This window comes from Mesorhizobium sp. (genome assembly GCF_965229135.1).
GTDB lineage: Bacteria > Pseudomonadota > Alphaproteobacteria > Rhizobiales > Rhizobiaceae > Mesorhizobium.
In genome coordinates, this window is record NZ_OZ245860.1 from 3,774,817 (window position 1) to 3,786,667 (window position 11,851).

Sequence of the window (11,851 nt, forward strand, 5' to 3'; positions counted from 1 at the left end):
AAACTGGCTTCCAGTGAGGGACGTTGCGCCGATCCATTGGCCGGTGGCGCGACCGAAAGGGTGACGAGATGAGTGACAACAATCAGTTTGGTGGTCCATTTGGCAGCAGCGGCGGCCAGTATTCCACCACCGTTCAGTATGGCGGAGCCGAGGCTCCCCGCGCCAAGGTCGTGCTTGGCGACGCACCGCCGGCCGCCGTCATCAAGGACACGACGACAGCGGCGTTCGCGGCCGATGTCATCCAGGAATCGCGCCGCCAGCCGGTGCTGGTCGATTTCTGGGCACCCTGGTGCGGCCCCTGCAAGCAGCTGACGCCCCAACTGGAAAAGGCGGTCAAGGCCGCCGGCGGCAAGGTCAAGCTGGTCAAGATGAACATCGACGACCATCCGTCGATCGCCGGCCAGCTCGGCATCCAGTCGATCCCAGCGGTCATCGCCTTCAAGGACGGCCAGCCTGTCGACGGCTTCATGGGCGCCATTCCCGAGAGCCAGATCAACGAATTCATCAACAAGGTCGGCGGCAAGGGCAATGGCGCGCCGCAAGTGGCCGACGCCCTGGCCGCGGCCGCCGAGGCCCGCACCGCCGGAGACGCGCAGACAGCGGCCGACATTTATGACGCCATCCTGGCGCAGGCGCCGGACACGATCGAGGCGATCGCCGGCCTGGGCGATCTGCTCTTCGAGGCCGGCGACATCGAGGGTGCCGAGTCATTGCTGGCGACAGCGCCGGAGGCCAAGAAGGACGCGCCGGCACTTGCCGCCCTGCGTGCCAAGATGGCGCTTGCGGCGCAGGCGGCCTCGCTTGGCAATCCGGCTGAATTCGAGCGGCGTCTTGCGGACAATCCCGGGGACCATCAAGCGCGGTTCGACCTCGCCATGATCCAGAATGCCCATGGAGATCGCACGGCGGCGGCCGACAATCTGCTGGCGATCATCAAGGCGGATCGCGGCTGGAACGACGATGGCGCCAAGACCCAATTGCTGCAGTTCTTCGAGGCCTGGGGCATGACCGATGAGGCGACGCTGGCGGCAAGGCGCAAATTGTCGTCCCTGCTGTTTTCCTGAGCCGGTTTACGGTTGTTTTTGCCCGGTGGCCTTGCGCCCGGCGCCGGGCGCGCCAGATTAGAAGCCGGATCGGGTCTGACTGATCGGTGTTCTGTTCATTGTGAACAGCCAGGTGAACAGCCAGCGCCTTTCCGGTAGCGATCGGCGAAATTTTGGATTTGGCGGCTTCTGGGGAAGCAAGCGGAGGATAGTGGTGCAAGCGGGAAACGCGCATTACCGGCTCGGTACGGATTTGCCGTCAACGATCCCGATCTTTCCGCTCACAGGGGCGCTCTTGCTGCCGGGTGGCCGCATACCGCTCAACATATTCGAGCCGCGCTATCTGCAGATGGTCGACGAGGCCATCGCCGGGCCGCGGCTGATAGGCATCATACAGCCGAGCCTGGACGGCGCCTTGCGCGAAGACGGCGAGCCGGAGCTCTGCAATGTCGGCTGTGCCGGGCGCATCATTTCCATGGCCGAGAGCGGCGATGGCCGCTACCTCATTTCGCTGCAGGGCGTGTGCCGGTTCCGGATCGCGCACGAACTTGCCGTGAAGACGCCGTTTCGCCAGTGCCGGATTGCGCCCTTCCTCACCGACCTCGGCGACGATCCGGCGGCGACGGAGGTGGACCGGCCGGCGCTGCTCAAGGCGTTTCGGGCCTATCTGCAGGCCAATGACCTGGAAGCCGACTGGGAAAGCGTCAGCCGCGCCGAAAATGCCATGCTGGTCAACGCGCTGTCGATGATGGCGCCCTATGGGCCGGCCGAAAAACAGGCGCTGCTTGAGGCGCCCGACCTGAAGACGCGCGCCGAGACGCTGATCGCCATCACCGAAATGGCGCTGGCGCGCGAGAATGAGGATTTCGGCTCGAGCCTGCAATAGCATGTGCCTATATCCAGGCTGGGTTACCCTGGGCCCGCGGTTGACCGATAAAGAGAGACAGATGGCGGCGGACGGACGTGACGGTAAGAAGGCCAATGTCGATCCCAGGATGCTGGAATTGCTGGCCTGTCCGCTGACAAAGGGACCCCTGACCTGGGATCCGGAGCGTGGCGAGTTGGTCTCGAGGGTCGCCAAGATCGCCTATCCGGTGCGCGACGGCATCCCGATCATGCTGCCCTCGGAAGCGCGGGTGCTTTCGGCGGAGGACGTGCTGTCGCCGCCGCGCTCGAGTGGACCGTCCTGACGTTTCAGGCATCGTCATGGCGTGGAAGTTGCCGTGGACGATGAATGGGCCCTCCTACTGAAAATTCCGGCCCTTGGGCATGACGCTTTCCGCCTCTTCGGACAGCGTTGCGAGATCGTGCGGGATCGGCGTGTTGCGTGACGCCGGCGAGGTTGAGCGATCCGGGCCTACCTGCCCGGCGGTGCCGACCTTCTCCAGAAGCACGGTCAGCCAGGGTGTCAGATCCTCGATCTTCTCGGCGACGATATGGATCACTCCGGACTCCGACTGCAATTTCCCGGTGACCTTCACGAACCGCGCGCCCATGACGATGGGTCGAAAGCGCGTAAAGGTCCTCTCCCAGAAAATGACATTGGCGACGGCCTTGTCGTCTTCCAGCGTCAGGAAGATCGCATTGCCCTTGCCGGGGCGCTGCCGCACCAGTACGAGGCCGGCGACCGAGACGCGCCTGCCGTCGCGTACTGATGGGAGGTTCGCATTGGGCGTGACGCCGGTCCGGTCGAGCCGCTCGCGCAGGAAGGCCACCGGATGCGCCTTCAGCGACAGGCCAAGCGAGCGGTAGTCATGGATGACATGCTCGCCGAGCGGCATCCTTGGCAGCTTCGTCTCGGGCTCCAACTCGCGCAGGCGGATTGACGGCTGGTCGAACAGCGGCAGGGTCTCGGCGGCACTCTTGCGGTCGAGCGCGCGCACCGCCCATAGCGCCTCGCGGCGGTCAAGGCCGATGGAACGGAAGGCGTCGGCCTGCGCCAGTCGCTCGATCTCGTCGACGTCGAGGCCGGAGCGCAGCCAGACATCACGGACGGATTCGTAGCCTGAACCGCGTCGTGTGACGAAAGCCTCCATGCGGTCCTTCGACAGACCCTTGATCTGCCGAAAGCCGAGCCGAAGCGCATGGCTGGTCTCGATAACACCTCGCATTTCGGCATGGCGCGGAAGGATGCGAGACCGATCGAACGGCGCCTTTTCCAGGGTGCAGTCCCAGATGGAGAAATTGACGTCGACGTCACGGATCTCGACGCCGTGGTCGCTGGCGTCGCGCACCAGTTGGGCCGGCTGGTAGAATCCCATAGGCTGCGAGTTCAGGATCGCGGCGCAGAACACGTCGGGATAGAAGGTCTTGAACCAGCAGGAGGCATAGACGAGCAGGGCGAAGGACGCGGCATGGCTTTCGGGAAAGCCGTATTCGCCAAAGCCCTCGATCTGCTTGAAACAGCGCTCGGCGAAATCCTTCTCGTAGCCGCGTGAGACCATGCCGTCGACCATGCGCTGGCGGTAATTGCCGATGGTGCCGGTGCGTTTGAAGGTGGCCATGGCGCGGCGCAGTTCATCGGCCTCGCCAGGCCTGAAGCCACCGGCAACGATGGCGATCTTCATCGCCTGCTCCTGGAACAGGGGAACGCCGAGCGTCTTGCCGAGGATCTCTTCCAGCTCCGGCTTGGGGTATTCGGCCTTTTCCTTCTTCTGCCGGCGACGCAGATAGGGGTGCACCATGTCGCCCTGGATCGGACCCGGCCGTACGATCGCCACCTCGATGACGAGATCATAGAATTCGCGTGGCCTGAGACGCGGCAGCATCGACATCTGGGCGCGGGATTCGATCTGGAAGACGCCGAGCGTATCGGCGCGGCAGATCATGTCGTAGACGTGCTTGTCTTCCGGGGGGAGCGTGGCCAGCACATAGGGCCGGCCATATTTGTCTCGCGCATCAGGATAGTGATCCTCAAGCAGATTGAAGGCGCGCTTCAGGCAAGTCAGCATGCCAAGTGCCAGCACGTCGACCTTGAGGATCTTCACCGCGTCGAGATCGTCCTTGTCCCATTCGACCATCTTGCGCTGGTCCATCGCCGTCTTGACGATGGGCACGATCTCGTCGAGCCGGTCCCTGGTGATGACGAAGCCGCCGACATGCTGCGACAGATGGCGGGGAAAGCCCATGATCTCGTTGGCGCGTTCGATCATGTGCCGCGCTACGGGATCGGCCCGGTCGAGGCCGCCGGCACGGGCTTCCTTTTCGCCAAGCTCCGAGGTCGACCAACCCCAGATCGAGCCAGACAAAGACCCCCTGACATCCTCGGACAGGCCCATTGCCTTCGACACTTCGCGCAGCGCCGAACGGCCGCGATAGCTGATGACGGCGGCAGCCAGCGCCGTGCGCTTGCCGCTGTATTTCTCGTAGATGTACTTGATGACGGTTTCACGCTTCTCATGCTCGAAATCGACATCGATGTCCGGTGGCTCGTTCCTTTCCTCGGAAATGAAACGTTCGAAAAGCGAATTGATTCTTTCCGGCCCCACTTCGGTGATGCCGATGCAGAAGCAGACGACGGAATTGGCGGCGGAACCGCGTCCCTGGCAGAGAATGTCCTGGCTGCGGGCGAACTTGACGATGTCGTGGACGGTCAGGAAGTAACGGGCGTAGTTCAGGCGCTCGATCATAGCGAGCTCTTCCTCGATGCGCCTGGTCACCGATTCAGGCACGCCTGCCGGATAGCGGTTGACCGCTCCCTCCCGTGCCAGCCTTTCCAGCTCTGCCTGTGGCCCGAGGCCCGATTCCGTCGGTTCGTCCGGGTAGTTGTACTGGAGGTCACTGAGCGAGAAGGTCAGCTCCCGCGCGAACCGCAAGGTCTCTGCCAACGCCTGCGGATGGCGCCGGAAAAGCCGGGCCATCTCCATTGGCGGTTTCAGGTGGCGCTCGGCATTGGCGGCCAGTTCCAGCCCCACCTCGGCGACGGGCGTGTTGAGGCGGATCGCGGTCAGCACATCCTGCAACGGGCGCCGGTCCGCCGTGTGGTAGAGAACGTCGTTGGTCGCCATCAGCGGAATGCCGGCAATCTCCGCCATCGCCGCTGCCTGCTCGATCCGGAAACGGTCATTGCCCGCATAGCAAGGTGAAACGCCAAGCCGCAGGCTCGTGCCGAAGCGATCCTTGAGCTGGCGAAGCAAAGGGAGACTGTCCTGCGCGCCCGCCGTCAGATCAGGCAGGACCGCCAGGGACATGAGGTCACCCCATTCGAGCAGGTCGCCGCGTTGCAGGAGGGTCGCGCCTTTTTCATTTTCGTCGCGAAGATTGGCTTGCGTCAGCATGCGGCACAGGTGCCCCCAGCCCTTGCGATCCCTGGGATAGGCGAGAATGTCCGGCGTGCCGTCGCCAAAGACCAGCCGGCAGCCGGGATGGTAGGCAAGCCCTTCGACCTTGGCCTGCTGCCAGGCGCGCACGACGCCAGCCACCGTGTTGCGGTCGGCGAGCCCGATCGCGGAGAATCCCAGAAGCTTGGCCACGACCACCAGCTCCTCCGGCTTGGAGGCGCCGCGCAGGAAGGAGAAATTCGACTGGATGCCGAACTCGACATAGGGGGTCGCTGTCAGCGCGTTCATGCGAACACCCCATGCATGAACCAGCGCGGCGGCGCTTGGGAGCCGCCATAAAGGCCTTGCCGGTAGAGCCAGTAGCGGCGGCCATCGGCATCCTCGATGCGGAAATAATCACGGGTCGATGCGGCCGCGTCGCTCGATGCATCATGCCACCATTCGGCGGCGATGCGCTCCGGGCCTTCGGCGCGCGTGACGCGGTAGAGCGCGCGCCGCCAGCGGAAATTCAGCGGCGGCCCCTCGGGCATTTCGGTCGCCGGCACCTCTATCGGTTCGGGCGCACGGAACAGCCGGATCGGCCGTTCCGGCGGAAAGATGGTCCTGGGCGCCTGCCTGTCCGGCCTCTTCGGCGGCGTGGTCCGTCGTGGCGCTTCGGTGAAGGGGATCGTGGCGACGGCGCGTTCGGGCAGGTGGCTTTCGACGGCGACTGGTTGGAGAACCGCGCCATCGCCGAGACGGGCGCGGATACGGTCGGCGAACAGAGAGATATCGGCTCCGTCATCGCTTGCCTCGCCAGCCAGATCGGCCTGCTGCACGTCGAAAGCGGCGGCCGACAGCACGGAAAGCCGCACGAGATCGAAGCCATAGCCGGCATCGATATCCTGCTCGAGCGCAGTCAGCCTTTCATGGAACAATTTCTGGATCAGCATGGGTTCGCGCATCGGCCGCGAGGTGCCGAGTGCGATGCGGCTGACGGCGCCGTCGACGCGAAAGAGCAGCAGTGCCAGCGTCCTGGCGCCTTCACCGCGGCGTTCGAGATCGGCCTTCAAGGTCGTCGCCAGCATGCCCACAAGCCGTTCGATCTCCTCGGTCAGGGTGACCGGCTCGGCCAGATGGCGTTCGACCGAAAGCGGCGCGACGGGAAGGCGCGGCGACACCGCCTCGTCGATACGGCCAAGCGCCTGGTCGAGGCGCAAGAGCAGGGAGGCGCCAAAGCGGCGCGCGAGCGGCGCACGCGGCGCCGCCATGACGGCGCCGGCCGTGCGCAGGCCCACACTTTCCAGGCTGTCGCGGGTCGCCGGTTCGATGCGCAGCGCGGCCAGCGGCAAGGGAGCGAGCAGTTCCTCCTCCCCGCCGCCAGCGACGATGCGGTCGCCCGAAAACCGTGCCGCCGCCCAGGCCGCCCCTGGGGTGGCGGCAAGTCCGGCACGGACATCGAAACCCTGATGGAAGAAGCGCGACAGGATGTCGTCCAGCATCGCGCGTTCGCCGCCGAAAAGATGCGTGCAGCCGGTGACGTCGAGGAAAAGGCCATCGCTGCTGTCCAGCGCCACCAATGGCGTGTAGCGGTCACACCAGTCGGCAAGGCCTTCGAGCAGGCGCCGGTCAGCTTCCGGATCGGCCTCGACGATGTCGATCGAGGGATGCATGGCGCGCGCGTCGGCCATGCCCATGCCGCGCTTCAGGTTGAGCGCTTCAGCCCGCTCGTCGAGGGCCGCGATGCGCTGCGCGTTCCCCTGGCGATGGCTGATCACGAGCGGTGGATGAGATGGCGTCGGATGATCCGACGGCCGGGAACGCCAGGACCGACCCAGCCGTTGCCGCAGGATCCTTTCCGCGGCGAGATGCGGGAACCACAGGGACAGGATTCTCTGCCCATCCTTTCTCTTTCCGTCCTTTCTGGGGCCGTCTTTCCTCGAAGCTGTGTTCATCGGGATTCCACTCCAGTGTGAATTGTCCGGGCAAGGCCGTGCGGCTCTTGCCGATGGTGATGGTGAAGGCCGGGCGGCCGATCGAACCGGCAAGCGGTCCGGCTATGGTTTCGCGCGCCGCGGCGGGCGTCGGCGTCAGGATGAGGCGAACGGGTGCGGCCGTCGGTTCGGGCTCGGCGGCCTGCCGCAGCAGGAACACCGGCCGGCCGGCACTCCGCGCCCGGGCGTGCAGCCGGCGCGTCGCGGTGAGATCCAGCCGTTGCGGATTGCCGCGGATTTCGAGGATGACGGCGGCGAGCGCGGTCATCCGGGCTGCCTCCTCGGCAACCCACAGCGCATCGACCAGTTTTGGCGCCTCGGAAAACAGCAGCTGTTCCGGCTCTATGCCGAAGAGCGAATGCAACCCCCTGGCATAGGGAAAGCCGGCCTCGTGGAAAATCTCCGATGTGCCGACCCACAGCACGGGCAGTCGCGGCCCCTGCTTGAGCATCAGGCTGATGAGCGACAAGGCGAAGCCGGCGACGGCTCCCGCATCCCGGGTTTCCGTGCCATGGATCTCGTTCAGGGCGGCTCTCGGCAGGCCACCGCTCAGCGCGGCGTCGAGCCGCGCGGCGCCGGTTCGCAGAAACGCATCCGGCGCGGACACGGCGACACCTCGGCGGACAAAGGTGACATCGGCGCCGAGCGAAGCATGGGCGTCATCAGGCGTGCCAGCCGGCGCCTCCAGGCGCTCGGGCAGCGTTCCCTCGATCTTCGCGATCTGGCGGCGCAGGGCAAAAACAGTTTCCCGCGCCACGGCGGTCATCGCCATCACGGTCAGCTTCCACTCACAATTGTTCCTGTTATGTTCTTATAGATTCCAGAGGGCATCCGAAGAGTCAAGCAGACTCATGGGGAATTTATTCCTGTCCGGCTGCTCGCGGGAGGATCGACCGTCCGGCATTTGCCTCGACCGGTCCGAAAGCCTATATGCCGGGTTCAAAGGAAAAAGCATGGCCCGCATCTACAAGACCCGCACCTGGCACGACGAACTTTCGCCTTCCATGGAGGAGATGGAGTTCCTGGCGCTCGAGGCCTATGCCCATCTGCCGGACGATTTCCGCAAGCTGACCGGCGAGATCGTCATCCAGATCGCCGAATTCCCGACCGACGAGATCATGGACGATCTGTCGTTGGAAACGCCCTTCGACCTGCTCGGCCTGTTCGAGGGACGCGGCATCGCCGAGCGCTGGAATCCGCAGACCGGCGAGGGACCGAACCGCATCACGCTCTATCGACGCGCCATTCTCGACTACTGGTCCGAGAACGAGGAAACGTTGGGCGACATCGTCACCCATGTGCTGATCCACGAGATCGGCCACCATTTCGGCCTGTCGGATGATGACATGGAGAAGATCGAAGAGGCGTCTGAGTAGCGTCCACCTTCGTCATCCAGGGTCTCCGCGACGTCGCTTCGCGACTGCTTATGCCCCAGGATGACGAGAGAAGGACAGGCGCCTTGCGAGCCTACCAGTCGCTTAGCTTGGTATCCGGCCCGTATTCCTGGCCGTCGACATCCTTGACCACGGCCTGGCCGCAGCGCATGGCCTTGGCTTTCTTGTCATAGGCATAGGTCGGCGAGCCGAACAGGTGCCAGCCCTTGTTCAGAGCCGCCGTTACCTTGTGGCAGAAGCTGGCATCGTCCGGGCCGGTCAGAAAGCGGTAGAGTTTCATCCGTCAAGTCCTGTCGTGATGAGTAGCACGTGCATCGGGCCCCATCATGCGCCGATGGCGGCTGCCTTCGCCAGCAGTTTTTCAGCCTGCGACAGATGCAGCCGCTCGACCATTTTTCCATTCAGCGCAATCACACCCTTGCCGGCATTTTCCGGCAGCGCGAAGGCGTCCTTCACCGTTCGCGCCTCGGCCACGGCGTCGGGCGACGGCGCGAACGAGTTGTTCGCGGCCTCGATCTGGGTGGGATGGATGAGGGTCTTGCCGTCGAAACCCATCGCGGCGGCTTCCGTGCATTCGCGACCGAAAGCGTCGAGGTCGCGAAAATCGTTGAAGACGCCATCGAGCACGTCGAGGCCGCCGGCGCGCGCCGCCAGAACCATCTGCAGCAGCCAAGGCACGAGATAGCGCCGGTCGGGCGTCGCCAGCACGCCGGTGTCTTTCACCAGGTCATTCGTTCCGGCAACGAAACAAGCCAGCCGTGAGGCCGGGTCGCGCCCGAGTTCGGCGATCGCGCCGATGTTGAGCATGGCCTTCGGGGTCTCGATCATCGCCCATAATTTCACATCGTCGGCAACCAGATTGTCGTCGAGCGCGTCGCCGGCTTCCAGAATGTCGCGTGGCGTGACGACCTTGGGCAAAAGGATGCCATCGGGTTGGCAGCTTGCCGCGGCCAGCAAATCATCCATGCCTCGTTCGCTGGCGAGCGCATTGATGCGCACGATCATCTCGCAGCGCCGGCCAAAGCGGTTGGCAACGGGGCGATTGGCGAAGATTCCCGCCAGCTTTTCGCGGGCGGAAGCCTTATCGGCCGGTGCAATACCGTCTTCCAGATCGATGATGACGGCGTCACAGGACAGCCGCGCGATCTTGGCCAGCGCCTTGTCGTTCGACGCCGGAACGTAGAGCACCGAACGGCGCGGGCGGTAAGGGTCGGTTGTCATGCCCGATCTATGCCGCCTGGGGCCGGTCGAGGCAAGCCGTGCGACTTGTAACTGAGATAGACCACCAATCACCAAGGCTCGCGCCGCCCCTCCTTGCCCGGCAGGCAGGTGAGGGGCTGGCGAATTCGATCTCAAGCGATTGTCCTGCACGAAAACTGCATAAAACTCACGAAAACCTCCTCGGATCCGCCCAACCGCCTGCATGTCGACCTGCGAGACAGGTGGCATGCAAGAGATACGAAAAACCCGCTGGTCCCTGCCCTCCCGGCTCCGCGATGACGGCTGGTGGCTCGGCGATGCGCCACGCGCGAACCCGGCGGCAATCCTCATTTCTTTTGCCCACAAGAGCCAGCCGAGCATCCGGCCGGCCGAATTCAGGAAAGCCCGGTCATGACATCGTTCTTCACTGCCGTTCCAAGCTATTGCAGCCGTTTCGGTGTCGCCGTCCTGCTGGTCGCGCTGGCGGATTTCCTGTTCTACGGCCAGCCCGCCGGCATCACGGTGTTCCTGTTCGCCGTCCTGATCGCCGCGGGAGTCGTGGCCGTGCATCCCGCCGCCTTCAGCGACGGCAGGCTCTGGCTGAAGCCCGTCGCCCTGTTCGTCGCGCTGCTGCCGCTTGGCGAAAATGTCAGCCTCTTGTCCGTCTCGATCGCGCTTGTCGCCATGGCCATCTTCGCGCTTTCGCTGGCCGGCCGATTGCGCGACCGGATCTCCGGGATCGCCGGCCAGATCATGCTGCTCCTGCTGGCCGCGCCATTTCGGTTCATCCGCGATTTTCTTCGCTGGCGAAAGGCGGCGCGACGGATCGGCCGGCGCCGCATGCGCTTTGCGGCTGTTGCCGTCTGGGTGATGCCGCTGACGCTTGGCGCCATCTTTCTTGCTCTGTTCGGCGCCGCCAATCCCATCATCGAATACTGGCTGTCGCTAATCGATCTCGTGAAGCTGCTCGACCTCATCGAACTCGGGCGGATCGCCTTCTGGCTGTTCATGCTTGCCGGCGTCTGGGTCTACCTGCGGCCGCGCCTGCCGCGATTTCCGCGCCGCATCGCACGCCTGAGGCACGACGTTGCCGATGTTCAGCCGGCGACCAATCCGGACAGGCGCGTCGTCGAGGTGTTCGGCAAAGCCGCCATCCTGCGTGCGCTGATCGTCTTCAACGTCCTGTTCGCCGTGCAGACCGTGCTCGATGCCGCCTATCTGTGGGGCGGCATCGCGCTGCCGGACGGGCTGACCTATGCCGCCTATGCGCATCGCGGCGCCTATCCGCTGATCGTCACCGCGCTGCTCGCCGCCGGCTTCGTGCTGGCGGCGCTGCGGCCCGGCGGCGCGACATCCGCCGATCCGGTCATTCGCCGGCTGGTCTATGTCTGGGTGGCGCAGAACATCGTACTGGTCATCTCGTCGATCCTGCGGCTCGACCTCTATATCGGCGTCTATTCGCTGACCTACTGGCGTGTCGCTGCCTTCGTCTGGATGGGGCTGGTGGCCGCCGGTCTCGCCCTCATCATCGCCCGCATCGCGCTTGGCAAACCCAATGCGTGGCTTCTGTCCGCCAATCTTCTGACGTTATCGGCGACGCTTTATGCCTGCTGTTTCATCAACTTCGCAGCAATGATCGCCAACTACAATGCCGACCATTCCCTCGAAATGAGCGGCCAGGGCATCCCACTCGACACCTGGTATCTACGTGCGCTCGGCCCTGGCGCGTTTTCGGCCCTTGATCGCTTCCTCGATCATCAGAGGCGCACGGTTGCCGCCGATGATCGGGTCTTCAGCGAACTTTTCGTAGAGCATGAAAGCGCCAAGGGCTCGTATCGTATCCTGCAGCAGAACTGGCGGGTCTGGAGCTTTCGCGACTGGCGGCTGCTTGCCTATCTCGACAGGAGAGCCCAGGCTCGTGTTACTGACGTTTCCGAACCTTACCTGCGGGGCCGTTGATT

General features: G+C 64.3%; 10 protein-coding genes. 5 read left to right on the forward strand and 5 right to left on the reverse strand.

Annotation, left to right across the window (positions count from 1 at the left end; genetic code table 11):
* Window positions 1-68: 68 nt before the first annotated feature.
* The 3 genes from trxA to ACO07C_RS17865 all read left to right on the forward strand — a co-directional run bounded on the left by trxA (window position 69) and on the right by ACO07C_RS17865 (window position 2,233).
* Window positions 69-1,064, forward strand: a complete 996-nt coding sequence (gene trxA / locus ACO07C_RS17855) for a thioredoxin (RefSeq protein WP_421915472.1) — start codon at window positions 69-71, stop codon at window positions 1,062-1,064.
* Window positions 1,065-1,257: 193 nt separating this feature from the next.
* Entirely contained in the window at window positions 1,258-1,929 is a 672-nt protein-coding gene (locus tag ACO07C_RS17860; RefSeq protein WP_421915473.1) for an LON peptidase substrate-binding domain-containing protein, read from the forward strand.
* Between the two features lie 61 nt (window positions 1,930-1,990).
* Window positions 1,991-2,233, forward strand: coding sequence for a Trm112 family protein (locus ACO07C_RS17865; protein WP_421915474.1), 243 nt, complete (start codon window positions 1,991-1,993; stop codon window positions 2,231-2,233).
* Between the two features lie 54 nt (window positions 2,234-2,287).
* Here the strand turns inward: ACO07C_RS17865 and ACO07C_RS17870 are convergent, their stop codons facing one another.
* The 3 genes from ACO07C_RS17870 to ACO07C_RS17880 are packed head-to-tail and all read right to left on the reverse strand — an operon-like array spanning window position 2,288 to window position 8,068.
* Window positions 2,288-5,611: an error-prone DNA polymerase gene (locus ACO07C_RS17870; RefSeq protein ID WP_421915475.1), complete on the reverse strand. Its 3,324-nt coding sequence runs from the start codon at window positions 5,609-5,611 to the stop codon at window positions 2,288-2,290.
* Entirely contained in the window at window positions 5,608-7,080 is a 1,473-nt protein-coding gene (locus tag ACO07C_RS17875) for a DUF6504 family protein (protein ID WP_421915476.1), read from the reverse strand. The genes ACO07C_RS17870 and ACO07C_RS17875 overlap by 4 nt, the downstream gene beginning before the upstream one ends.
* Complete coding sequence (locus ACO07C_RS17880) at window positions 7,022-8,068, reverse strand: ImuA family protein (protein WP_421917560.1); 1,047 nt, start codon at window positions 8,066-8,068, stop codon at window positions 7,022-7,024. Before ACO07C_RS17880 ends, ACO07C_RS17875 begins: the two co-directional genes overlap by 59 nt.
* A 181-nt stretch (window positions 8,069-8,249) precedes the next feature.
* Here ACO07C_RS17880 and ACO07C_RS17885 point away from each other — a divergent pair, with 181 nt between their 5' ends.
* The gene (locus ACO07C_RS17885) at window positions 8,250-8,672 is read left to right on the forward strand and encodes a metallopeptidase family protein (RefSeq protein WP_421915477.1); all 423 of its coding nucleotides are present in this window, start codon (window positions 8,250-8,252) and stop codon (window positions 8,670-8,672) included.
* Window positions 8,673-8,763: 91 nt separating this feature from the next.
* Here ACO07C_RS17885 and ACO07C_RS17890 read toward each other — a convergent pair whose 3' ends face one another.
* The gene (locus ACO07C_RS17890; protein WP_143972770.1) at window positions 8,764-8,970 is read right to left on the reverse strand and encodes a DUF1737 domain-containing protein; all 207 of its coding nucleotides are present in this window, start codon (window positions 8,968-8,970) and stop codon (window positions 8,764-8,766) included.
* Window positions 8,971-9,014: 44 nt separating this feature from the next.
* Window positions 9,015-9,911: an HpcH/HpaI aldolase/citrate lyase family protein gene (locus tag ACO07C_RS17895; protein WP_421915478.1), complete on the reverse strand. Its 897-nt coding sequence runs from the start codon at window positions 9,909-9,911 to the stop codon at window positions 9,015-9,017.
* 390 nt (window positions 9,912-10,301) lie between these two features.
* On the opposite strand from ACO07C_RS17895, the gene ACO07C_RS17900 reads away from it, so the two are divergent.
* Window positions 10,302-11,849 carry a DUF4173 domain-containing protein gene (locus ACO07C_RS17900; RefSeq protein ID WP_421915479.1) on the forward strand — a complete coding sequence of 516 codons (1,548 nt, stop codon included), beginning with the start codon at window positions 10,302-10,304 and terminating at the stop codon, window positions 11,847-11,849.
* Window positions 11,850-11,851 lie beyond the last annotated feature (2 nt).